At 61.9% G+C, this 24,681-nt stretch carries 18 protein-coding genes and 1 other RNA gene; 13 read left to right on the top strand and 6 right to left on the bottom strand.

The window, feature by feature from the left end; genetic code table 11:
• Positions 1–138 precede the first annotated feature (138 nt).
• The gene (gene radC / locus B0919_RS24190; protein ID WP_078014887.1) at positions 139–882 is read right to left on the bottom strand and encodes a RadC family protein; all 744 of its coding nucleotides are present in this window, start codon (positions 880–882) and stop codon (positions 139–141) included.
• Positions 883–995: 113 nt separating this feature from the next.
• Between radC and B0919_RS24185 the strand changes: the two genes are divergently transcribed.
• The 5 genes from B0919_RS24185 (at position 996) to B0919_RS24165 (ending at position 5,317) form a co-directional block, all read left to right on the top strand.
• Complete coding sequence (locus tag B0919_RS24185; protein WP_078014886.1) at positions 996–2,243, top strand: metallophosphoesterase; 1,248 nt, start codon at positions 996–998, stop codon at positions 2,241–2,243.
• 110 nt (positions 2,244–2,353) lie between these two features.
• A complete protein-coding gene (locus B0919_RS24180; RefSeq protein WP_078014885.1) occupies positions 2,354–3,043 on the top strand; it encodes a hypothetical protein in 690 nt (229 codons plus the stop codon).
• Positions 3,044–3,212: 169 nt separating this feature from the next.
• Complete coding sequence (locus B0919_RS24175) at positions 3,213–3,968, top strand: carboxypeptidase-like regulatory domain-containing protein (RefSeq protein WP_176133206.1); 756 nt, start codon at positions 3,213–3,215, stop codon at positions 3,966–3,968.
• Between the two features lie 47 nt (positions 3,969–4,015).
• Positions 4,016–4,939, top strand: coding sequence for a UV DNA damage repair endonuclease UvsE (gene uvsE / locus B0919_RS24170; RefSeq protein ID WP_078014883.1), 924 nt, complete (start codon positions 4,016–4,018; stop codon positions 4,937–4,939).
• Between the two features lie 12 nt (positions 4,940–4,951).
• On the top strand, positions 4,952–5,317 hold the full coding sequence (locus B0919_RS24165) for a hypothetical protein (protein ID WP_078014882.1): 366 nt from the start codon (positions 4,952–4,954) through the stop codon (positions 5,315–5,317).
• A 93-nt stretch (positions 5,318–5,410) separates the two neighbouring features.
• Here B0919_RS24165 and B0919_RS24160 read toward each other — a convergent pair whose 3' ends face one another.
• The 3 genes from B0919_RS24160 to B0919_RS25465 all read right to left on the bottom strand — a co-directional run bounded on the left by B0919_RS24160 (position 5,411) and on the right by B0919_RS25465 (position 11,901).
• On the bottom strand, positions 5,411–6,733 hold the full coding sequence (locus B0919_RS24160; protein WP_078014881.1) for a cystathionine gamma-synthase family protein: 1,323 nt from the start codon (positions 6,731–6,733) through the stop codon (positions 5,411–5,413).
• A gap of 134 nt (positions 6,734–6,867) precedes the next feature.
• Positions 6,868–11,097 (bottom strand): T9SS type A sorting domain-containing protein, encoded by a 4,230-nt coding sequence (locus B0919_RS24155; protein WP_139362372.1) that lies wholly within the window; start codon positions 11,095–11,097, stop codon positions 6,868–6,870.
• Positions 11,098–11,406: 309 nt separating this feature from the next.
• Positions 11,407–11,901, bottom strand: coding sequence for a hypothetical protein (locus B0919_RS25465; RefSeq protein ID WP_176133205.1), 495 nt, complete (start codon positions 11,899–11,901; stop codon positions 11,407–11,409).
• Positions 11,902–12,301: 400 nt separating this feature from the next.
• Between B0919_RS25465 and B0919_RS24145 the strand changes: the two genes are divergently transcribed.
• The 4 genes from B0919_RS24145 (at position 12,302) to B0919_RS24130 (ending at position 15,643) form a co-directional block, all read left to right on the top strand.
• A complete protein-coding gene (locus B0919_RS24145) occupies positions 12,302–12,712 on the top strand; it encodes a cupin domain-containing protein (protein WP_078014879.1) in 411 nt (136 codons plus the stop codon).
• A 78-nt stretch (positions 12,713–12,790) separates the two neighbouring features.
• Entirely contained in the window at positions 12,791–13,363 is a 573-nt protein-coding gene (locus B0919_RS24140; RefSeq protein ID WP_078014878.1) for a sugar O-acetyltransferase, read from the top strand.
• Between the two features lie 160 nt (positions 13,364–13,523).
• Positions 13,524–14,420: a helix-turn-helix domain-containing protein gene (locus B0919_RS24135; protein WP_217701075.1), complete on the top strand. Its 897-nt coding sequence runs from the start codon at positions 13,524–13,526 to the stop codon at positions 14,418–14,420.
• Positions 14,421–14,602: 182 nt separating this feature from the next.
• Positions 14,603–15,643, top strand: a complete 1,041-nt coding sequence (locus tag B0919_RS24130; protein WP_078014876.1) for an NAD(P)-dependent alcohol dehydrogenase — start codon at positions 14,603–14,605, stop codon at positions 15,641–15,643.
• A 93-nt stretch (positions 15,644–15,736) separates the two neighbouring features.
• Here the strand turns inward: B0919_RS24130 and ssrA are convergent.
• Together ssrA and B0919_RS24120 are read right to left on the bottom strand one after the other, a co-directional pair.
• Positions 15,737–16,107, bottom strand: a transfer-messenger RNA (tmRNA) gene (gene ssrA / locus B0919_RS24125).
• 164 nt (positions 16,108–16,271) lie between these two features.
• Positions 16,272–16,769, bottom strand: a complete 498-nt coding sequence (locus tag B0919_RS24120) for a hypothetical protein (RefSeq protein WP_139362371.1) — start codon at positions 16,767–16,769, stop codon at positions 16,272–16,274.
• Between the two features lie 246 nt (positions 16,770–17,015).
• Here B0919_RS24120 and B0919_RS24115 point away from each other — a divergent pair, with 246 nt between their 5' ends.
• The 4 genes from B0919_RS24115 to B0919_RS24995 all read left to right on the top strand — a co-directional run bounded on the left by B0919_RS24115 (position 17,016) and on the right by B0919_RS24995 (position 24,556).
• Positions 17,016–19,052: a DNA polymerase III subunit gamma/tau gene (locus B0919_RS24115; RefSeq protein WP_078014874.1), complete on the top strand. Its 2,037-nt coding sequence runs from the start codon at positions 17,016–17,018 to the stop codon at positions 19,050–19,052.
• 292 nt (positions 19,053–19,344) lie between these two features.
• Entirely contained in the window at positions 19,345–22,374 is a 3,030-nt protein-coding gene (locus tag B0919_RS24110; protein WP_254846667.1) for a M16 family metallopeptidase, read from the top strand.
• A 468-nt stretch (positions 22,375–22,842) separates the two neighbouring features.
• Positions 22,843–24,108 (top strand): NADP-dependent isocitrate dehydrogenase, encoded by a 1,266-nt coding sequence (gene icd / locus B0919_RS24105; protein ID WP_078014873.1) that lies wholly within the window; start codon positions 22,843–22,845, stop codon positions 24,106–24,108.
• Positions 24,109–24,172: 64 nt separating this feature from the next.
• Positions 24,173–24,556, top strand: coding sequence for a hypothetical protein (locus B0919_RS24995; protein ID WP_139362370.1), 384 nt, complete (start codon positions 24,173–24,175; stop codon positions 24,554–24,556).
• Positions 24,557–24,681: the final 125 nt, after the last annotated feature.

The following is a 24,681-nucleotide window of genomic DNA, read 5'->3' as shown; positions in this document are numbered from 1 at the left end:
TTCCGCCGCTTGGCCCGCGACTACGAACGCCTCGCGCTGACCATGCAGCAATTCCACTTCTTGGCCTTCGTTGCCTTGCTCTTAGCCAAAGGCGTTTTCCTGCCTACTAGTCCATAACAGGCTCTAGGTGAACCGACCCTACAAAATGCCCTCGTCGGCGAAGCTATAGTAGCCGCGGTCGGTGTAGATGAGGTGGTCGAGCACGGGTAGGTCGAGGAAGTTTCCGGCTTCCTTGAGCTTCTTGGTGAGCATGATGTCGGCGGCGGAGGGCTGGCGGTTGCCGCTGGGGTGGTTGTGCACGAGGATAACCGACGAGGCCAGCTTTTCCAGGGCGTGCTTGAAAATCATCTTCGGGTCGGCCACGGTGCCGGCCACACCGCCGCTGCTGATCTTCTCCTGCCGCATCACCACGTTGGCGCGGTTGAGCAGAATCACCCAGAACTCCTCGTGGGGCAAGTCCTGCAGGTTGGGCCGGATGAGGTTGTAGATATCGGTGGAGCAGGTGATGGTGACACGCTCCGCAGCGGCGGTTTCCTTGCGGCGCCGGCCCAGTTCCAGGGCCGCCACGATGGTTATGGCCTTGGCCTCGCCAATGCCTTTGTGGCGCATCAGCTCCTTTACCGACAACTTGGCTAGCTCGTTCAGGTCGTTGCCGGTGGCGGCCAGCACCAGCTTGGCCACGTCCACGGCGGAGAGCTTTTGGGTGCCCGAACCGAGCAGAATGGCCATTAGCTCGGCGTCGGAAAGGGCGGCGCGGCCCTTCAGCAGCAGTTTTTCGCGGGGGCGGTCTTCTTCGGCCCAGCTCTTGATGCTGAAGCTCTGGGGTGGCTGGTAGCTGCCGCTCGGGGCAGCCTCTTCCGACAGGATGTCAAGCGAATTCATACGGCACCGGAATTGTTACTGGCCTAAGTAAAGTAAAAAACCGGCTCACGCGTCTGTCTGCGTGCAGCTACCCGCCCGAACCAATCGTATGCAGGCGGGTTTGCCTTTCATCTATGTCACGAAGTCTCTTTCCTTTCCTGTTTTTGGCCTTCGTCGTGTTCGGCGAATGGTACGGCTTTCAGGCCGTGCGCACCATGGTGCAGCACACCGAGCCCACGACGCGCCGCCTCGTCACGGCCCTGTACTGGGTGCTGACGGTGGTTGTCTGGGGCTTGGGCATCTGGGCCATGAGCAACCGGCGCGAGCACGCCTCCTACAAAGCCTACCTGGGCGGCCTGCTGCTGGCCATGATTGCCGCGAAGGTGGTGGTGGTCATCCCTTTGCTGCTCGAAGACCTGGTACGCCTGGGCCGCTGGGCCTTTCAGCTGGGCTCCTCGCCGACTGGCAACAGCAACGGCCGGGCTATTTCGCGCAGTGAATTTCTGAGCAAAGCCGCCCTAGTGGCCGGTGCGGTACCGTTCGTGTCCCTGCTGTGGGGCATGGTAAAGGGCGGCACCGACTACACCGTGAAGCGCGTGGTGCTGCGCTTCCCCAACCTGCCGGCCTCCTTCGACGGCTTCAAGCTGCTGCAGATTTCGGACCTGCACACCGGCTCGTTTCAGAGCAAGGAGCCGCTGCGCCGCGCCGTGGACCTGATCAACCAGCAAGGCGCTGACCTCGTGTTCATGACCGGCGACCTGGTCAACAACTTTGCCACCGAGGTGGAGGAGCACATCGACACCCTGGCCGGCATTAAGTCGCAGTTGCCCATCTACTCCATTCTCGGCAACCACGACTACTCCGACTACGTGAACTGGATGGAGCTCGGCGGCCCGCGGGCCAAGGAGGCCAACCTGGCCCGCATCAAGCAGAACCACGCCAAAATCGGCTGGGAGCTACTGCTCGACGAGGCCCGCACGGTGGAGCGCAACGGCGAGAAAATTGCCATCCTGGGCGTGCAGAACTGGGGTGCCCGTGGCTTCACCCAGTACGGCAAGCTCGACAAAGCCCACGCCGCGGCCGACCCCACGGCGCCGTTCAAGATTCTGCTCTCGCACGACCCCTCGCACTGGGACGGCGAGGTGCATCAGTACCCCGACATCGACCTCACGCTCTCGGGCCACACGCACGGCATGCAGTTCGGCGTGAACCTATCGTGGATGAAGTGGAGCCCGGTGCAGTACGTGTACAAGCAGTGGGCGGGCCTGTACCAGCGCGGCACGCAGTATCTGTACGTCAATACCGGCCTGGGCTTCATCGGCTACCCCGGCCGGGTAGGTTTCCTGCCCGAAATCACCGTGTTTGAGCTGCGACGGGGATAATTTATGGTAGAGTAAGAAACGCGCTCAACCAGCTGGCGTATAAGGCAACAGGACAATTCCTCCGGGTATTGTCCTGTTCTGTTTCTGACTTCTCCCAAGACACCACTCCCATGAAAAAATACCTCATGTTGCTCTCGCTGGCCGGCGCGCTGACGATGGCATCCTGCTCGCAGGACAAATCGGCTGATACAGCCGCCACCGATGCCACCACGACTACCAGCACCGACGCTGCCGGCTCGGGCTCGGCCGCCATGGGCGGATACTCGGACGCGGACTACAACACCCGCGCCGACCGCATTGCCGGCGATATGGCTACCAAAATGAAGCTGGACGAGGCCACCCGCGCCAAGGTGCGCACGGCCTACTACAACCGCTCCAAGCGCCTTGGCGAGCTGCACAGCAAATACGCTTCTGACACCGCCGGCATGGCCGCCGCCATGCGCGACGTGTACTCGGAAACGGATACCGAGATGAAGAGCATCTTCACCGACCCGACCCAGTACTCGACCTACGAATCGAGCCGCCCCGAATACATCGAGGACAACTACATGACGACCTCCCCGGGGAGCATGTCGGATGGCTCGACGATGGAATCGGATGGCTCGATGGCCAGCGACGACGCGAGTATGTCGTCGGACATGAACTCGACCAGCACCACGACCGAAACCGGCGCCTCGTCGTCCTCGAACATGAGCGGCGGTACGGGCATGGCCGTGGACAAAGCCAAGTTTAAAGATGCGGACGGCAACAAGCTCAAAGTGAAGGAAAACGGCAAGGTAAAAACCAAAGTCGGTGACTAAACGCCGAGCCAAACGGCGCGTTAGTCGATAAATTCCCGGAAAGGCCGGGTCGGTGCCAACCGACCCGGCCTTTTTTTGCCTCCTTACCGCACGAGTTAGGGTTAACTTTGTCCATCGACTTGGTGTTGTGCCGCTTTGAATGACTGATTGCTTGAAACGTTTGTCTTCTATGCCGGGCCGCTTGCTGGGCCTTGCGGCCCTGTTGTGGCTGTTCACGGCCCTTAGCGCCGCCGCGCAGGTGCGCGTCACCGGTTCGGTGAGCGACAAGCAGACGCGCAAGCCCATTGCGGGCGCGTCGGTCGTGAACATCAGCAGCAAGCGCGGCGTGGTGGCCGACGACCAGGGCGACTTCGGCATCACGGCCCGGCCCACCGATACGCTGGAGTTTCGCGCCATCGGCTACGAGACGTACCGCATGCCGCTCGGCGGCACGGGCCTGTCGCAGCTCATCGTGCAGATCAAGCTGATGCGGGCCAGCGTGCAGCTCACCGGCGTAACCATCCGTGAGGGCCGCCCCGACGACGAAACCATCCGCCGGGCCCTGCGCAACGTGCGCCGCCAGGCCCCGCCGCCCAATGCGGTGAAGCGCCCGCCCAAGCCCAAACCGCTGTTCCCCGTCGACTCCACGGCCCCCAAAGCCCCGGTACCGACGCTGATGAGCCCGATCAGCCTGCTCTACGACCAGTTTTCGCGCGAAGGCGCGCAACGGCGGAAGATGGAGGCAATCGAGGAGGAAAAGCGCATCGAGGCCGAGCGGGCCAAGCGCCGCGCCTACAACCGGTTTTTCCTCATCAACAAAGGCTACGAGGTGGAGGACTCCCTGCGCGTGCCCGTAACGGTGCCCTGGCACCTGCCTTCCTCGCTGCCGGCCACGCCCGTGCAGCCGATTCAGCCCCCGGCTGGCGCGCTGGCCCCGAAGCCCTAAGCCGGCAGTGTCCGAACCCGGCGCGGCCCGGCGGCGTAAGCCCGAATATGAGAATCGGGTATCCCTGCGTCAACGAGTCGTTGGACTGCACTGCCACCAGCACCTTCCGGCTGGCTTCGTACTCCGCCGAGCGCGTGGAACAAGCTGTCAGCAACAACCTGGCGTGCCTGCAGCGCATTCTGGAGTTTAATGTGCAGCACGAGCTGCGGTTTTTCCGCATCGGCTCGGGCGTGGTGCCCTTCGGTTCGCACCCCATCAATACGTACCCCTGGCAGACGCGCTTCGCGGCGGAATTCCGCTCCATCGGCGACTACATCAAGGCCAACGACCTGCGGGTGTCGTTTCACCCCGACCAGTTCGTGGTGCTTAACTCCCCCGACGCCGGTATTGTGCAGCGCAGCATCGATGAGCTGGTGTACCAGGGCTCCATGCTCGATCTGATGGGGCTGGACTCCACAGCCAAGCTGCAGATCCACGCCGGCGGCCTGTACGGCGACCGGGAAGGCGCCCTGGCCCGGTGGATTGCTACTTACAAAACCCTGCCCGAAGCCGTAAAAGCCCGCCTGGTGGTCGAAAACGACGACCGGCTGTACGCGCTGCAGGACTGCCTGCGCCTCTACAACGCCGTGGGCGTGCCCGTGCTCTTCGACAACTTCCACCACGAATGCCTGAATAGCGGGGAGCCCATGACCATGGCCCTGCAGCTGGCAGCTGCCACCTGGCACCCCACGCAGGACGGCCCGCTCATGATTGACTACAGCTCGCAGGCCCCCGGCGAGCGAAAAGGCAAACACGTCGCCACCATTCAGGAAGACTTGTTTGAGGCCTTTTTGGAAGATTTGCGCGGCATCGACGCCGACATTATGCTCGAAATCAAAGACAAGGAAGCCAGTGCCCACCGCGCCTGCACCATTCTGCGCAACGCGGGCCGCCTGACCACCTACGCCTCTTCTCCTACCACTTCCCACTGAGCTATTCTTGCCATGGCAAACCCCGACACCGCCAACGCTGACCTGTTGGCCGACACCATCCACGCCCTGCAAAGCGGCCTGACCTCCGTGCCCCTGAGCGAGGTCATGAGCAACACCGAAGCCTGGCAACAGCAGTTTCTGCAGAGCGGTATTCCTGACTTTCAGAACATCGCCCGCGAAATCGGCAATCTGCAGTCCCTGCTCAGCAGCGGCAAGCTCGATGGGCCCGCCATCGGCCGTTCGCTCGGCATGCTCGGCGCCCAGATTGTGGATGTAATGCCGCAGGCCCCGGAAGAGCGCCGCGTCGGCCTCTCCCAACTCAGCACCCTGCTGCTGCGCCTCGGCGGCGAGCTGGAAGCCGATAACAACGGCCGGTAACGGCGGGGCTTGGGCCTAGCCCGCAATAAACCCGAACGTCATTCCGAGCGAAGTCGAGGAATGACGTTCGGGTTTATTATGAGACTTCCAACACTAAATCACCGCGTCGTAGAGGGAGCCGGCTTCTACTTCCACTTCTACTATGTCGCCGAATGCCTGGGACAAATCGGCGATGATGTCCTGCGGGTCTTCTACGCCGATGCTCAGACGTACCATGCTGCTGGTGATGCCCATTTCGCGCTGCGTGGCCGGCTCGATGTCGGAGTGCGTCATGGTGGCCGGGTGCTCGGCCAGGCTTTCGGTGCCCCCCAGGCTCACGGCCAGCTTGATGAGCTGCAGGCGGTTGAGGAAGGCAAAGGCTTCGGCTTCACCGCCGCGGATGTCGAAGGAAATCATGGAGCCCGGCGAGAGGCACTGGCGCTGGAAAATGTCCTGCTGGGCCGCGTCGTGCTCCAAGTGGCCCAGGTAGTAGGTGCGCGCCACCTGCGGGTGCTCGCGCAGCCAGTCGGCCACCACCTGCGCCGACTGCGCGGCGCGCTCCATGCGCAGCTTCAGCGTTTCGAGGCTGCGCATGAGCATCCAGCCGGTGTTCGGGTCGCACATGGAGCCCATGAAGGTGCGCATGGCCCGCACTTCCTTCATCAGCGCCTTCGAGCCCAGGGCTGCACCGGCAATGAGGTCGGAGTGGCCGCCGAGGAACTTGGTAGCAGAGTAGATGACCAGATCGGCGCCGTGCTTGAGTGGGTGCTGAAACACGGGGCCCAGGAAGGTATTGTCGACCACTACGCGGCAGGGGCGCTCGGCCGAGCCGACCCGGCGGGCGGCGGCCACGCAGGCGTCGAGGTCGACGAGGTGGTTGGTGGGGTTGGCGGGCGTCTCGACGTAGAGCACGGCCAGCTTGTCGCCCAAGGCTTCGGCGCGGGCCAGCAGCTCATCGGCGGGCAGCGTGGGCGAGAAGCCTTCGGCCGTGATGCCAAAGCGCGGCAGCACGTTCTTGAGGAAGAAATCGGTGCCGCCGTACACGGGCTCGGAGTGCAGCACTACGTCGCCGGGCTTGAGCAGGGCCAGCAGCGAGGTGCTGATGGCGGCCATGCCCGAGGCAAAGGCGGCGGCGTCTTCGGCCCCGTCCCAGAGGGTGAGGCGGTCCTCCAGAATTTCCAGCGAGGGGTTGTTCAGGCGCGAATAAATCAGGCCCATTTCCTCTTCGGGAGCGGGCTGCCGCAGGCCGTAGGCCAGCTCGAAGAAGGCCTTGCCTTCCTCGGCTTTGCTGAACACGAAGGTGGACGTCTGGAAGATCGGGCACTTGATGGCGCCTTCGCTCCACTCGGGGTTGAAGCCGTAGCTCATCATCAGGCTCTCGGGCTTCAGCTTGCGGCCGTGCAGGGTGGCCTGCTTTTGCAGTTCTTTTCCTTTCATGGGTGGGAGGGAAATGGGGAGACGTGGCGAAGGTAACCATTTGCCGGAAGCTCAGCGGCTCGCCAAACGGCACGAAAAAGGCCACCCTCCCGGCGGTGGGAAGGCGGCCTTTGCATTAGCCGGCCAGACCGGGCTTACTGCTTCACGAAGCGGCGCGTCAGCACCTGCCCATTGGCCAGGTGCAGGCGCAGCAGGTACGTCCCGGTGGGTAGCTTGCCCACGTTCAAGTTGGTAGCGGGCAGCTTCTCCACGCTCGTGTGCAGCAGCAGCTGGCCCAGGGCCGAGTACACCGTGAGGCCGGTGAGAGGCGCGGCGGCCGAGGGCACCAGCACGTGGAGCACGTCCGTGGCCGGGTTCGGGTAAAGTACAGCCTCCGCTACGTCGCCGAAGGCCACGACCTGCACCGCCGAGTAGCTGCTCGTGCCGTCGAAATCCACTTGCTTGAGGCGGTAGTACACGGTGCGGCCCAGGCGGGCGGCCGCAGCATCGGTGAAGGCGTAGCGCTGGGCCACCGTGCTGTTGCCGTGGCCGGCCACGGCGCTTACCTTCTCGAAGCTGCGCCCGTCGAGGCTGCGCTCCACGTCGAAGTGGTCGTTGTTTTTCTCCTGGGCCGTTTCCCAGTTCAGCTTGGCGTCGAGGCCAGCGGCTTTGGCGTCGAAGCGGGCGAGCGTAACGGGCAGCGGACCGGCGCTAAAGCGCGTGGCGCATAGCACCGACTGCGGCACCGACACGCGGTTGTTGCCGGTGTCGGGGCCCGAGTACAAGAAGCGCAGCACGTTGGCCCCGCCTATTTCGCCGTACACCAGCAGCACCGGATATGTGCCGGGGTTCAGCGTGATGGTGCCGTTGGCATCCTGGGCGCCGTGGCCGCCACCGTTGTTGACCAGGGTCCGGGCCGTGCTCAGCGCCGCGTCGCGGGCGGCGTTGCCCACCCACAGGTAGGCGCCGTCGTCGCTGTTCAGGGTGAAGGTGTACGTGCCGCCGGTGGTGATGGTGATGAAGCCCTGCATCCGCACCGAATACTGGTCGGCATTGGCCACCGAGCCGTTGCTGAAGGCACCGAAGATGTCGCCCCAGCCGTTGCTGTTGGCAAAATCAATGGTGCCGTCGGTGCGGGTCAGGTCCGGCGTGCGCGTGTTGAAAAACGCCATGTTGTCGCCGTGGTAGGTCTTGTAGTACTCGCTGTACAGCCCTTGCGTGGCGGCCGCACCGCTGGGCGTGGGCCCCACGCAGCTGCCGGCAGGCAGCGTCACGGTGGTCGATACGCGTGCGGCGGCGGCCGAGCCGTTGTTGTTGGCTGCTACAGCGTCGGCAGTGCTGGCTGTGCTCTGGGCTTGCCCGCTTACTGGTTGGTTGTTATTGGGCAGGTCAAACGCTATCGGGAAGCTGCGGGCCTCACCGGCGGCAATGGTGCCGGGAGCCGTCAGGGTCAGCAAACCAGTGTCGAAGTTGTAGCTGCCGCCGGTCACGTTGAACAGCCCACGCGCCAGTTGCACCGTGGGGGCCACGGTCGCCGCAGCGGCCGGGCCGTTGTTGATTACGGTGGCGGTGTAGGTCACCGTGGAGCCGGCAGCGGCGGTGGCTGGGCCGCTGAGGGTAGTCACCACGTCGGCCGCCGGCGTCACGTCGATGCTGCCCGAAGCCGAGTTGTTGCCTTGGTTCGTATCGAAAATGCCGTTGGAGCTGATGCCGGCCGTGGCCGTTACCGACGTGGTGAGCGGCGCCGTGAAGCGAATGGTGACGCTGGTGGTCGTGCCGCGGGTCAGCTGGAAGTTGGCCGTGTTGTACGTTACCAGCCCCGTCGGCGCGTCGTAGCTCCAGCCCGTGGTCAGCGACAAAATAGTCAGGCCCGCCGGCAGCTGCACCGTGCGCACGGTATTGGGCGCGTCGGTCGTGGTGCTGTTGTTGACAAACGTGACATCGAACTGCGCCGGCTGCCCCGCCAGCACCGTGGCGGCCAGCGGCGTAACCGTGGTGCTCAGGTCAGCCGCCGCATTGGTGACGTTGGCGGCGAAGTCGTAGGTATCGGGCGCCGTACCCGGTCCGCCGGCCGGCGCTTCCAGGGTGCTGGTGCTGGTAACGCTCCGGATGGTAACGGCCCCGGTCTGGTCGGGAGCCGTAAACGAAAACTGCACGCTGCTGCTGGCGCCGATGGCCAGGCTGCCTACCGGGCCAAAATCCAGGGTGGTTACGGCCGTGCTCCCGGAGCCGGTGGTCGATACGACGGTGCCGGCGGGGTATTGGCTGGTCGTGACGGTGGCTCCGGCCGGCAATACTACCTGACGGTTCACGTTGCTGGCTGTCGAGGGGCCGTTGTTGGTATACGTTGCCGTGAACGTGCCCGTGGCCTGGTTGCGCAGCAGCCCGGGCTGCCCGCTGAGGCTGGTCGTCACGTCGGCAATGGGCGTCACATTGAACGACGAGGAGGTTTGATCAGGGTTGGTGTTGCTGCCCTGGCCGGTGGTCGTAGCTACGCTGCTTTGGGCCGAAATCGTGGCTGTAGGCGGCGTGGTGAAGGAAACCGTGGCGGTAAACGTCTGCGAAGGCAGCAGCGAAGTCAGGCCCGCGAAGGTGACCAGCCCGGTGTTGGCGTCGTACGCACCGCTGCCGTTGTCGATGCTCACGTTGCTGAGCCCGGCCGGCAGCTGCACCGTCCCGATGACATCGTTGGCGCCCGTGGTGGTGCTCGGGTTGGTGAAGCTCACCGTGAAGCCGCCCGTCTGCCCGGCCGCCGTGGGGTTGGCCACCGGCGTGAGGCTCGTCGTGATGTCGGCAATGGCGCACTCGCCGTTGTAGAGGAAGGTGCGCACCACGCCGCTGCCGCCGCGGGTGGCGCCATCCGGCGGAAACTCCGCCAACGACGGGGAGCTGGTCGTGCCGTTCAGCCCGCCATTGACCTGAGCGCCGAAGTTGCTGTTGGTGTACGGTACGTAGGCGATAAATCCGCCGCCGCCCCCACCGCCGGGCCCTTCCGATTCGGCCCCGGTGGTAGCCTGCGAGTTGCCGGCGCCGCCCTGCGCCGAAGCAGTAATGTTAGTTACCAGCGCGCCGGTGTTCAAAATAATGCCGCCGCCGCCGCCGCCACCGCCGCCGGCGTCCTGGCCACTGGCCGTGGTAGCGCCCGGCCGGGCGCCGCTGCCGCCGTTAGCCAGCAGGCTACCGTTGCCGGTTACGCTGCCGCCCGTCAGCAGGTAGATCAGGCCGCCGCCGTTGCCGCCCGAGGTAGCGCCGTTGTTGTTGCCGTCGCCGGCCCCGCCGCCGCCGCCGAAGAATACCCGGCCCCGCGACTCCAGCGGCCGGCCGCCGAAGCCGCCGTAATTCTGGCGCTGGTTACCACCCCAGCTGTTGGTTCCCGGTCCGTCGGTCAGGGCATTGGCGTCGTTGCTAGCGTAGGAATATCCACCGCGGCCGCCGCCCGAGGAGGTGGTGCTGGCAAAGCCCGCGCCCTCCAGATTCCAGGCCGCGTCGTAGCTGTTGCCCGGGCCGCGGTCGGGGTTGCCGGTGCCCGTCCAGGTGGTGGTGCCCACGTTGGCCCCGCCCCCGCCGGCCGCGTTGTGCGAGTTGCCGCCGCCGCCGCCGTTGGCCGCGGCGCCGCGGCCGTAACGGCCGTTCAGGTTGTCGTAGGTGGTCTGCGAGCCGGCAATGCCTTCCCCCTTTTCAGCCCCGAACGTATTGACGCTGCCCCGGTAGCCGCTGATGTACGCGCCGGCCACATCCGATTCGTTGTCGATGGCTCCGCCCCGGAAGCCCAGGCCGGTAACGTTGATGGTCCCGTTGACGGTGGTCGTACCCTGCACTTCCACCGCCACGATGCCACCGGTAGTGCCGTTCCAGGCCGGCGCCGTCACCGAGGCACCGGTGTTGACGGTCAGCGTGCTCAGGCGCGGAATCCGCACCACCTGCACCCGCCCGCTGCTGGTGTAGCTGTTTTTCAGCGCGCAGCTGAAGTTGATGGTATTGGCCCCGCTCACCGATGCCACCTCTACCACCTCGTAGCGCCCGGCGTTGTTGTAGGCCGTCACGGCCCCGTACGAGGCCGCGTCGGCGGCATCGATGGTGGCACCCTGCATCTGAATAATGAGCAGCAGGTCGTTGGACGCCAAAGGGGCACTGAAACGGCCACTGGTGTTCAGCGCATTGCTGGCCACGGTAATGGAGCTAGCTCCGGCCGCCGCATCTGCCGTCAAGGTCGTGTATTCGTTCACGATGACGTTGGCGGTACTAACGGTCAGTGGACCGTTTTTGCCGCGCTGGGCCCACGCAGGCAATGCAGGCAAACACGCCACCAACGCAGCCAGCACCAAACTACGGCGCCCTACCCGGAGCAGCGCTTTCTGCCGGATCGAGGGTACTATGTGAGACATCAAAAGAATAATGAGAGTGAAAAGACCACGCACCACGCCTTTTCCCAAACTGAGAATCTGGCTCCCAAAAATAAAACTCAACTATATATAAACCAGCTATTTTTTGCATCTTTTCTTCATTAAATGTCAAATACCAAGAGCTCGTTGTTTCATCACCTTGTTTCTGTTTAATGCTCAAGCTCAACTGTCATAACAAGCAAAGCTGACTTACCTGGTCCTCATTCCCAATTTGCGACAACGGCAAAAAGCAAGCGGCCCTGCACCTTGGAAGGTGCAGGGCCGCTGTAACCAGAAGAACTGGCGTTAGGCTTACATGCGCGAGCCCGAGGTCGAGCTGGACGAACGGCTGCCTTTGCTGCGCGTACGGGTGCCCTTATCGGAGCTGTTGGCTTTGCCTTTGCCGCGCATGGTGCCGTTGGTGGTCGAGCCGGTGCCCATCGAGCCGCTGGTCGTCATCGAGCCCGAAGTCGTGCCGCTGCCGCTGGTGGTACCCGAGGTGCTCATGCCGCTGGTCGTGCCGGAAGTAGTGCCCGACGTCGTACCCGTGGTGGAGCCTGAAGTGCTATAAGTGGTCGAACCGCTGGTCGAGCCCGAGGTCGTACCCATAGTACCCGAGGTGGTAGTACCCGAAGTAGTGCCGGTGGTAGAACCCGAAGTGGAGCCCGACGTGCTATAAGTCGTAGAACCGCTGGTAGAGCCGGAAGTAGTGCCCGACGTCGAGCCGGTGGTGGAGCCGGAAGTTGTTTGGGCGTGAGCAGCCACGCCAGCGGACAGCAGTGCTGCCAGAACCAGTACTTTTTTCATGATGCGTTTTGGTTGGGGATGTTGGTAAAAGCTCAGCCCTTGTACGCGCCCCGTCTTGAAATGTTTATTGCCGAGCTTGCAAAGCGCCTTATTAATAAATATTAATATCAACAAAATGCAAAAGTCAAGATATATAGCACGAGCTATAATACAGCTCCATACCTGGAAAACAGCTGTTGTGACTACGCCAAGCCGCCTTTCCTTGCCGTCCCTGCCTTCGGAGCCGGGGCGTACTTCCAGTAGTTGGGTATTTCGGCTTTGAGAAGCCGCGTTACCGAGGTTCGTTATTTGATTTTTATCAGAAGCTGTTTGAATCCATTCCTTCTGCAGCCGCTTGTCGTACAGAACTTTGCACAACCAACCTCCGCGCTTAGCCGCGGAACGCAACGTATCCAAACGCATGAGCAACCCCGTCAATAATGCACAAACAACGGCCGGCACGAAACGCGGCCCGGCCGAATACTTTACCGGCACGGCCTGGGTTACCATGCTGGTCGGCGAGAACCCCACCAACTGCACCGTAGGCGACGTGACCTTTGAGCCCGGAGCGCGCAACAACTGGCACTCGCACCCGGCCGGGCAGCTGCTGGTCGTGACGGCCGGCCGCGGCTACTACCAGGAAAAAGGCCAGCCGGCGCGGCTGCTGCGGGCCGGCGATGCGGTGAGCATCGCGCCGGGCGTGGTGCACTGGCACGGCGCGGCCCCGGACAGCCTCTTTACTCACCTGGCCATCAATCCGAACGTGGGTCAGGGGGTAGCCGATTGGCTGGCACCGGTCACGGACGAGGAGTACCGCGCAGCGCAGAAATAATAGAGGCCCCGGCACGTAACCGAAGTTCGCGCCGAGGCCATACCCACTGCCTGCGTGTAGCTTCAGGCATCATCTTTTATGGAATCCCAAACCCAGACCATTTTCGAGCGGGAGTTGGCCGGCGAGGTCATTTCCCTCGACGACCCGGACTACCCGCAGATCTACGCCATCATCCGCAAGGCCATCCGCCTCACCTCGGAGCTGAACGCCATGACGGTGGAAGACAATGCCCAGGTTAACCGCGTGTTCAGCGAGCTGATTAACCGACCCGTAGACGACACGTTTTTTATGATTCCGCCTTTCTACACGGATTTTGGCCACAACATTCGCATCGGCAAGAACGTGTTTATGAACCACGCCTGCACCTTCATGGACCGCGGCGGCATCACCTTGGAGGACAATGTGCTGGTCGGGCCGAAGGTGAACCTCATCACAACCAATCATCCCACCGAGCCAGGACAACGGCGCAGCACCATTTCCAAGCCCATCGTCATCAAGCAAGGCGCGTGGATTGGGGCCAACGTGACGGTTATGCCGGGCGTCACCATCGGAGAAAACGCCATTGTGGGGGCCGGCGCGGTAGTAACCAAGGACGTGCCCGCCGACAGCATCGTGGCGGGCGTGCCGGCACGGCTGGTTAAGCGCCTATAGAAGCGCCAGAAACACCACAGCTACAAATAAGCCCCGGCGGCTACGGCCGCCCCGGCCAGCCTGCGCATTTCGGATTGTGGAAGCAACAAATTTTCAACCGCATACGGTTGTTCGGGGTTATTACCAACAGCGCCACCTGCACCGGGCGCTGAGCATCCCCATGAACGAAACCCGTCTGCTTGCCTCGGCCACTGCGCTACACCCCGCTCCCGTTACCCTCGACGGGGACATCTGCGTCGCTACCATGGACGAGGCCCGGCGCGTGATGGGCGGCTTCAGCCGGCGCGACCATTTCAAGGTGGTGCTGGTGCTGGAGGGTGCCAACGAGCTGCACTACGCTACCCGTAGCTATGCTGTGGACCGGCCCGCGCTGGTATTCACCAACCGCCTGGTGCCCTATGCCTGGGAGGTTGTGGAGGGCTCGGGCGAGCAGCAGGGTTACATCTGCGGCTTTACCGAAGACTTCCTGCACTCGGCCATGCGGGGTGTAAGCCTGAAAGACTCGGTTCTCTACAAGGTAGATGGCAACCCCGTGTACCTCCTCTCCGAGGAGCAGCAGCGCTACCTCACCGAAGTATTCGTGCGTATGCGCCGCGACTCCGACACCGATTACGCGCACAAGCACGATTTGCTGCGCAATCAGCTCTCGATGATCATCCATGAAGCGGCGCAAATGGAACCGGCCCGCGCTTACCAGGGCCCGCCGACCAACGCCGCCGCGCGCATCACTAACCTATTCCTGACCTTGCTCGATGCGCAGTTCCCCATCACCTCGCCGCTGCCCGAACCCATCCTGAAGCATGCCCAGGACTACGCCGACCGGCTGGCGGTACACGTGAATCACCTGAACCGCTCGGTCAAGGAAGTCACTGGCAAGTCCACCACCGCCCTCATTGCCGAACGCCTCGTGAGCGAAGCCAAAGTGCTGCTGCACCACACCGACTGGAGCGTGACCGACATTGCCTACAGCCTGGGCTTTGAGTACCCCAACTACTTCGCCAACTTCTTCAAGAAACACACTGGCCTGACCCCGCTGGCGCTTCGCAAGGGTACTTGAGCCGCGAGCTTTCTTCACCCGAGGCGTGCAATTGCCAGTGTATAGCCCAGCCGCCACAGCCCAGCAGGGGCCGGAACTGCTTGAAAAGTACAGGTCCTCGTTTGAAAGCAGTAGAAACGCATCAATAGCGCGCCGGTACTTTTGTGCAGATCTTCCCTCATATCGACTAAACCCAAACGCGCATGATTTCAACCAAAGCCTACGCCGCGCAAAGCCCCACCACGGACCTCGCTCCCTGGTCCTTCGACCGCCGCGACGTCGGGCCGCACGATGTACAAATCGACATTCAGTTCTGCGGCGTGTGCCACAGCGACCTGCACCAAATCCGCAATGAGTGGTTCCCGGGCATCTTCCCGATGGTACCGGGCCACGAAATCGTTGGCCGCATCAGCCAAGTCGGCGACCATGTCAAGAAATTCCAGGTCGGTGACCTCGCCGGCGTGGGCTGCATGGTAGACTCCTGCCAAGTGTGCGAAAACTGCCGCGCCGGCGAGGAGCAATACTGCCTGGAAGGCAACACGCAGACCTACAACAACCTCGACCGCAGCGGCGTGCCGACCTACGGCGGCTACTCCACCACCATCGTGATGCGGGAGGAATTTGTGGTGCGCGTACCCGAAACCCTCGACCTGGCGGCCACCGCGCCGCTGCTCTGCGCCGGCATCACCACTTACTCGCCGCTGCGCTACTGGAAAGTGGGCAAAGGCCATAAGCTGGCAGTTGTGGGCCTGGGCGGTCTAGGCCATATGGGCGTTAAGTTCGGCGTGGCCTTCGGGGCCGAGGTGACGGTGCTGAGCACCTCGCCTTCCAAGGAAGCCGACGCCGAAGCCCTCGGGGCCCATCACTTTGTGGTTACCTCCGACGAGGAGCAGGTAAAAGCGGTGCAGGGCAGCTTCGACTTCATCCTCGACACGGTGGCCGCCGACCACGACGTGCCGCTGTACCTGTCGCTGCTGAAAACCAGCGGCACACACATTCTGGTAGGGGCGCCGCCCAAACCAATGGAAATTCCTGCGTTTGCGCTCATTCCCGGCCGCAAGAGCGTATCGGGCTCCACCATCGGTGGCATTGCCGAAACGCAGGAAATGCTGAATTTCTGCGCCGAGCACAACATCGTGTCCGACATCGAGCTGATCAATATCCAGGACATTACCAATGCCTATGAGCGCATGATCAAAGGCGACGTCCGCTACCGGTTCGTTATTGACATAGCCAGCTTGTAAGCCCGGCAGGCTATTGCAGGCCCTGTTTTCAGAGCCAAGCAACCAGCACTGAAACGCAAAAAGCCCGCCCTGCGCATTGCAGGGCGGGCTTTTTAGTGGAGCTGCGGGGAGTCGAACCCCGGTCCAGACAAGGAGAGCGACGAGCCTTCTACGTGTGTAGCTATGCTTGCATTTTCGAAGCAACCGAGGCGCACATCAGGCCTATGGGTTACCCTTATCTGCTAGAGTTTCGCTTGGGCGTCGCAGCGCCACCCAGACTATCCTAATACTTTCGACACCCCGAACTCACCCGTGAAAAGGAAGACGGATGCGGGATGATGGCTAGTGCTTAGTACCTAGACTAGGCAGCCATGGCGTACGAGTAGTCGCCAGTTGTTTTTCGGATGATTTTTTGGCGGGAGATTCGTCCAACTCCCGACACGCTTACTCGCGACCTGCGCAAGCTGTCAATTCCGGTCAGCCCCAAATGTGTAAGAACGACGCCCCTTCGGCGGAGCGGGCTGCGAAGGTATCACAACCACTCCAATAACGGCGCAACCGGGGTAAAAAGTTTCGGGGAAATGCCGTTTGCCCCTAGGAAAAGCAGCATTTCCCCGAACAAACAACCTGTAAACCCAGCCACACCGGACTAGCCCAGCGCCGGCATTTTGCGCGCGGCAGCGGGGCGGCGGACGGCAGCACCAGCGGCGGACCCGAAAGCCCGGTATGCCATGTACAGCGCGAGTATAGCTTCCAGCAGCACGGCGCTTTTGCGTAGCCAGTCGCCGTAAGCCAGGGCGTTGCCGATTTCGGGAAAGTAGCGCACGGCTCCGGCTACGCCCCACACGGCGGCGTGGCAGGCCAGTACGGCCCAGAGCGCAGCCCGTGGTACGGTGGGCGGCAAAAACCAGAACAGGGCCACCACCAAACCGGTAAGCAGTACGGCCGGCCCGGTGAGCAACCAAACGGAATCGTCGGGGGCGGCCATGTTCCAGGCGGCCAGGTCGCCGGCGCTTAAGTACGAGCCGACGTCGGCCAGGCGGCGGTACCCCGCCACTTCGGTCAGCACGGCCGCGCCGACGCAATAACCGGTCAGCAACAGATAAGTCAGAAATACCCAGCGGGCAGGAGTAGTAGGTGCTTTCATGGGAATGATTGAAATGGTAAGTGGTAGGATGAGAAAGGTGCGGGCGAGTGGTGTCAGCCCGTGGATAATATCAACTATTTGTAATAATAATACAAGTATTGATTGACATGTTTATATAAAAGAGCCATTATTCTATGCATTGCATCTTCCTGCCGGTTTGGCCGCCCGTGCACGGGTTAGCAGCCGATCGGGGCGAACTTTCCTTCCAAAGCCGACCTTTTAGGGGTATCTTTGTGGCTAGGAGTTATGGAAAACTTTGTCGTTTCGGCCCGGAAATACCGTCCCGCCACGTTCCGCAGCGTGGTCGGGCAGCAGCACGTTACCACCACGCTGCAAAACGCCATCGTGACGGGCCATCTGGCCCAGGCGTTCCTGTTTTGCGGTCCGCGCGGGGTGGGTAAAACCACCTGCGCCCGCATCCTAGCTAAGACCATCAACTGCACCAACCTGACGGCCGAAGCCGAGGCCTGCGACACCTGCGACTCCTGCCGCGCGTTCAACCAGAGTGCCTCGTTCAACGTGCACGAGCTGGACGCGGCCTCCAACAACTCGGTGGAGGACATTCGCAGCCTGGTGGAGCAGGTGCGTTACGCCCCGCAGCAGGGCCGCTACAAGGTGTACATCATCGACGAGGTGCACATGCTCTCGAACGCGGCCTTCAACGCTTTCCTGAAGACGCTGGAAGAGCCGCCGGGCTACGCCATTTTTATCCTGGCTACCACGGAGCGCCACAAGATCATTCCGACGATTCTGTCGCGCTGCCAGATCTTCGACTTCAACCGCATCAAGCTCGACGACATCGTCGGGCACCTGAATTACATTTCGGGCAAGGAGCAGGTGACGGCCGAAGAGGACGCACTGCACCTCATCGCGCAGAAAGCCGACGGCGGCCTGCGCGACGCGCTAAGCATTTTCGACCAGATGGTGACCTTCTCGGGCCATCAGCTGAGCTACCGCGCGGTGGTGCAGAACCTGCACGTGCTCGACTACGAGTATTACTTCCGCCTCACCGAGTACTGCCTGCGCCAGGATTTGAGCCAGACCTTGCTGCTGCTCGACGAGGTAGTACAGAACGGCTTCGATCTGCACCAGTTTGTTATCGGAGCGGCGGAGCACCTGCGCGGGCTGCTGGTGTGCAAAGACCCGCAGACGGTGCAGCTGCTGGAGGTATCGGAAGGGCTGCGCCAGCGGTATGCCGATCAGGCAAGGCAGGCGCCGCTGAGTTTTCTGGTCACTGGCCTGAACCTGCTCAGCCAGTGCGACCGGGACTTCAAGGCCGCCAAAAACCAGCGCCTGCACGTGGAGCTGATGCTCATGAAGCTGGCCTACCTGCGCAACGCGGTGCAGCTGACCCAAGAGCTGGTGGCCTCAGTCGGAAACGGCGAGGCCAAAAAAAAAATTGACGGCGTAACGGCAGCTACAGCCGCCGCGCCGGCCGCTGGGGCCAATGGACACAGTACCCACGGCGCGTCGGCTGGCAACGGCCACGCGACGCCTTCTTACGCCGCGCCGGCGGCGCCGCGTCCTCAGCCCTCGGCTCCCAACGGTGGGCAGCCGCTGACCCACGCGCCGGCAGCGCCTGAACCCATTGTGCCGGTGCAAAGCGGGGTGGCCGAGCTGCACCCGACGCCCAGCATTGAAACCGAGCAAGAAGAGCGGCCCTCCACACGCCGCCAGCTGGTGGATACGCTGCCGCACGTGGAAGCCGGCCGCCCGAGCGTGGCCGGGCACGAACCCGGCAGCCGCCCCCTGGTAGCTGCCGCCGACCCGGTATCGATGGCACCCGGCAGCGCCCGCCCGGCGCCCAAGCCGCTGGCCATTCCGAAGCTGAACCTGCAGGCGGTAAAAGCCCAGGCCACGCAGCGCCAGGAAGCCACCGCGGCCGTGCTGGAAGAGGAAGCCGCTGCCCCGGTCACCGGCAGCATCGATCAGCGCGTGCTGCAGCAAGTGTGGCGCGAGCTGGCCGAGGAGCGGAAGCAGATCAGCATGAGCGAGTTTACCATCCTGAACCGCCCCGTTCAGGCCGATGCCCAGCACGCCATTCGCCTGCCCCTGGAGAATACGGTGCAGGTGGATCAGTTCAACTCCTTCAAGCCGGAATTCATCATGGCCCTGCGCCAGCGCACCGGCTACCGTTCCCTCACCATCCAAACCGAAGTGACGCACCAGGAACAGAACGCCATGCGCCTCTACACGTCTTCAGACCGCTTCGAGTACCTGGCCCAGAAATTCCCGGTACTGCTGGAAATGAAGCAGAAGCTGGGCCTGGACACGGATTTTTAGACCGACTATCTGGCGTTGTGAGCAGGGCGAAGCAAACTTTCCCCTCGCGGCACGCCGGCCCAACTGGCACCAACTCAAAAAATGGTACCGCCCGAAGCTGTAAACGCGGTTTCGGGCGGTGCTTTTTTATCGGGGTACTTGGGTTCAGGACCGTTTGCTTCGTCGTGCCTCCTCGCAATGACGGCTGGGGCTATCAGTGGTTTACAGCTGCCGGGGCAACTCCGGGCAGCTGGCGCGTGTTCTTCGGGCCTGGTTACCTTTGGCTTCGTCCCTACTGAACTTGCTGCTATCCGTGAAAAAACCCTTTTTGCTTCTGCTGCCGGCCGTGGCCGCGCTGGGGCTGACCACCCAATGCCAGTCGAGCAAGCCGGCGGCTACTGCTCCGGTCACCACCGCGCCCACCGCTGCTGAGGTGCCCAAAGCCAAGGAATACAAGTACACCACCGTGGAGGGCGACCCGCTCAAAACCCGCATCTACACGCTGGATAACGGGCTGACGGTGTACCTCTCCGACTACGACGATGCCCCGCGCATTCAGACCTATGTAGCAGTGCGCGCCGGCTCCAAAAATGACCCGCACGACGCCACCGGCCTAGCCCACTACCTGGAGCACATGGTGTTCAAGGGCACCTCGCGGCTGGGCGCGCAGAACTTCGGCGCCGAAAAAACGGAGCTGGACAAAATCGAGGCGCTGTACGAGCAGTACCGCGGCACCCGCGACGTGGCGCAACGCAAGAAGCTCTACCACCAGATCGACTCCGTGTCGGGCGTGGCGGCCAAGTACGCCGTGGCCAACGAGTACGACAAGCTGATGGGCGCCATCGGGGCTAAGGGCTCCAATGCCTATACCTCGGTGGAGCAGACGGTGTACCAAGAAGATATTCCCTCGAACCAAGTAGAGAAGTGGGCCGCTGTGCAGGCTGAGCGCTTCGACGAGCTGGTGCCGCGCCTGTTCCACACCGAGCTGGAGGCCGTGTACGAGGAGAAAAACCGCGGCCTCGACAACGACTTCAGCAAGGAGTTTGAAGCCCTGAACCGTAGCCTGTTCAAAAAACACGAGTACGGCACGCAGACCACCATCGGTACCATCGAGCATCTGCAAAACCCGTCCATCACGGAGATTAAGCGGTATTTCGACAAGTATTACGTGCCCAACAACATGGCCGTGGCCATGAGCGGCGACCTGGACTACGACCAGACCATCCGCACCATCGACCAGTACTTCGGCAAGCTCAAGAACAAGCCGGTGCCGGCCTTCACGCCCGCCAAGGAAGACCCGATTACGGCGCCCATCGTGCAGGAAGTGAAGGGTCCGCAGGCCGAGAACGTGATGCTGGGCTACCGCTTCCCGGGCACGATGACTAAGGATGCCTTGGTGCTTCGCATGATCGATAAGATTCTGACCAACGGCCAGGCTGGCCTTATCGACCTGAACCTGAATCAGAAGCAGCTGGTGCTGGAGGCGCAGAGCTTTGCCGACCTCAATAACGACTACTCCACGCACGTGCTTTACGGCACGCCGCGCCAGGGCCAGTCTTTGGACCAAGTGAAGGACTTGCTGCTGGCCCAGCTGGACAAGGTGAAAAAGGGTGACTTTCCCGAGTGGCTTATTCCGGCCATTATCAACAACGAGCAGTTGCAGCGCACCCGCAGCTACGAGAGCAATGAGGCCCGCGCCGGCGCTTTCGTGGGCGCTTTCGTGGCCCGCGAAGACTGGAAAGATTACCTGGAGCAGTTCGAGGACTTCGGTAAAATCACGAAGGACGACGTGATGCGCGTGGCCAATCAGTATTACGGCCCCGGCTATGCCCTCATCTACAAGCGCACCGGCAAGGACACCAGCACGCCCAAGGTTATCAAGCCGGCCATTACGCCAGTGCCGGTGAACCGCGACGCCTCCTCCGACTACTACAAGCAGGTGTTGGCTCTGCCCTCGCCCGAGCTGCAGCCGGTATTCCTCGACTACAAGAAGGATATTCAGCAGACGCAGCTCAAGCCCGGCCTGCCGCTGTACTACACCCACAACGACGAGAACAACCTATTCTCGCTCTATTACGTGCTCGACCTGGGCACCAACAACGACCCCAAGCTGGGCCTGGCCGCCGACTACCTCAAGTACCTGGGCACGGGCAAGTATTCGGCCGCGCAGTTGCAGCAGGAGTTCTACAAGCTCGGTTGCTCCTTCGACGTGAGCAGCGGGCAGGACCGCGTGTTCGTCAGCCTCTCCGGCCTCGACAAGAACATGGAGCCCGCGCTGGAGCTGTTTGAGCAACTGCTCAACAACCCCACGCCCGACGCGCAGGCGCTGAAGGACATGACGGCTGGCATCCTTAAAAACCGCCAGGATGCCAAGCTCAACAAGGGCGTCATCCTCAGCCAGGCCATGCTGAACTACGTGAAGTACGGCCCCAAGAACCCCTTCACCAACATCGTCAGCGAAAAGGAGCTGAAGGCGCTCAAGCCGCAGGAGCTCATCAGCCGCATCAAGCAACTGGAGACGTACGAGCACCGCGTGCTGTATTACGGGCCGCGCACCACATTAAAAGCAGAAACGGTTAAGGCTAGCGACTCTTTGTCCCTCGAAATACCCGAAGCAAGCTTTGTAAACGACGTCTTGCAGAACTTCCACAAGACGCCCGCCAAGCTCACCACGACCCCGCCCGCCAAGGACTTCGCTGAGTTGCCGCTCAAGGACCGCAAGGTGTACTGGACCGACTTCAACATGGTGCAGGCCGAAATCCTGTTCCTCTCGCGCGGCGATGCTTACGATAAGGCCCTGGTGCCCACGGTGAGTCTCTACAACGAGTACTTCGGCGGCAACATGGGCAGCATCGTGTTCCAGGAGCTGCGCGAGTCCAAGGCGCTGGCCTACTCCGCGTCCTCGCGCTACGCCAACGCCGACAAGCTGGGCCGCTCCAACTACCAGCTCAGCTACATTGGTACCCAGGCCGATAAGCTGCCCGAGGCTATGGCCGGCATGGAAACGCTGCTCAACGACATGCCCATGGCCGAGGCCAACCTCAACATCGCCCGCCAGAGCATCCGCAACAGCATTGCCACCGAGCGCATCACCAAGTCCGACGTGCTCTTCGCCTACGAGCGGGCCAAGCGCCTCGGCCTCGACTACGACCTGCGCCGCGACGTGTACGAGCAGACGGCCAACATGAGCCTCTCGGACCTCAAGAAGTTTCAGGAAGCCCGCGTGAAAGGTCACCCGCAGACGGTGCTCGTCATCGGCTCCAAGGACCGCCTGAACTTCAAGGAACTGGCTAAGTACGGCCAGGTGCAGCAGCTTACGTTGAAAGAAATCTTTGGCTACTAGGCCCAGCAGAACGACAACTCCCGTCCTCAGATGAGGAGGGGACGCGGCGAGTTTACTCGCCGCTGAGGTGGTTGACCGGCCTCCGCGCCGCCATGTAGTAATCAGCCCCACCAGAACCGAAAACGGCCGGCGCCTCAAGCACCGGCCGTTTTTCGTTTACCTCAGAATAGTTAGGTTTTGCTCTTTCGGAGCGGGGGCGAGGGTGAGACCCCTCAGACGGCGCGGACGCCGGTCAACCACCCCAGCGGCGAGTAAACTCGCCGCGTCCCCTCCTCATCTGAGGAGGGGAGCTTCACCCCAGCCGCCCGCATATACGACATTTTTTCCAAACGCTTGTTTCCCCCCGATTTTAGTCGGTGCTTTGCATCCTGATTCGGGCGAGGTGTGCCCTGCCGCCGCTCCCGAAATCGTTTGTTTTACCCTACCAAAACCCTTTAACCCCCGCGTCATTTCCTGACAACGCATCATATGGCAGACCAGAAGATTACCATCAAGAACGGCAAGCTCAACGTTCCTGACCGCCCCATTATCCCGTTCATCGAAGGCGACGGCACCGGGCCGGACATCTGGGCCGCCTCCGTCCGTGTGTTCGACGCTGCCGTCGAAAAAGCTTACGGTGGACAGCGCCAGATCGAGTGGAAAGAAGTGCTGGCCGGCGAGAAGTCGTTCAAGCAACTCAATAACTGGCTGCCCAACGAAACCCTGGATGCCTTCCGCGAATACCTCGTGGGCATCAAAGGCCCGCTGACTACGCCCGTAGGCGGCGGCATCCGTTCGCTGAACGTGGCCCTGCGCCAGGAGCTGGACCTGTACGCCTGCGTGCGCCCCGTGCGCTGGTTCGAGGGTGTGCCCTCCCCGGTGAAGCAGCCAGAGCTGACCGACATGGTCATCTTCCGCGAAAACACCGAGGACATCTACGCCGGCATCGAGTACATGAACGGTACCCCGCAGGCCCAGAAAATGCTGGAATTCCTGCAGGATGAGATGGGTGTGAAGAAAATCCGCTTCCCCGAGTCGTCCTCGTTCGGCATCAAGCCGGTGTCGAAGGAAGGCACTGAGCGTCTCGTGCGCGCCGCCATCAACTACGCCCTCGAGCAGAAGCGCGAGTCGGTGACCATCGTGCACAAGGGCAACATCATGAAGTTCACCGAGGGTGCCTTCAAGACCTGGGGCTACGAGCTGGCCGAACGTGAGTTTGGCGACAAAGTCTTCACCTGGGCCCAGTACGACAAGCTGGCTGCCAAGCACGGCCAGGACGCTGCCAACACTCACATGAAGAACGAGCTGGCTTCCGGCAAGATCCTCATCAAGGACAGCATCGCCGACGCCTTCCTGCAGCAGATCCTGCTCCGCCCGGCCGAGTACGACGTGGTAGCCACCCTGAACCTGAACGGCGACTACATCTCCGACGCTCTGGCAGCCATCGTGGGCGGCATCGGCATTGCGCCGGGCGCCAACATCAACTACGTGACCGGCCACGCCATCTTCGAAGCTACCCACGGCACCGCGCCCAAGTACGCTGGCCAGGACAAGGTGAACCCCGGCTCGGTAATCCTCTCGGGTGCCCTGATGCTGGAGTACATGGGCTGGCAGGAAGCTGCCGACCTGATCTACAAAGGTCTGGAATCCTCGATCGGTGCCAAGCGCGTTACCTACGACTTCGAACGCCTGATGGAGGGTGCCACCCTGCTGAAGTGCTCGGAGTTCGGCGAGGAGATTATCAAGAACATGTAGTAAGTTGGCTTAGGCCAAAAAGAAACCCCGTGTTGGCTTCGGCCGACGCGGGGTTTCTTTTTCTATGAAAGTAATAGCATTATCAATTTGTGCTTTCTCATTTTTCACGGCGTGTAGCCAGGCACACGCACCCACTGATTTCGCGTTTAAGATTGATGACTATACTGCGACCGTTAATACATTTAATAACACCTATACTAGGCACGGGATTCGTACTCAAAAAAATGATCCATCCGTGTTCAAGGACACGACAATAGTGCTTCAGTTAACACCAGGGCAGAACGACTCAATTTATTTGCTCTTGGGCCAAACAGGCTTTTTTACAATGCCTGAGAAAATTGCAGCGCCCTGTCAAGGGCGAGAATATCCTTCAGGTGAAGATAATCTTTTAGTAACCGCAAATGGGCAAACAAAAAAGTTACTTATAGCAGATTCACAGACAATGTAGCTGCTGGCGCTCCGCGTACGTAAGCGGCTGTATGCAAGCATACTCGATGGATTTGCGTCAGCGCGTGGCGCAGGCGCTGGCCGAGCCGGGCGCCCGGCAGGCCCAAGTGGCCGCGCGCTTTTGCG

Source organism: Hymenobacter sp. CRA2 (assembly GCF_002007105.1).
GTDB lineage: Bacteria > Bacteroidota > Bacteroidia > Cytophagales > Hymenobacteraceae > Solirubrum.
This window is presented reverse-complemented; position numbering and strand designations above follow the sequence as displayed.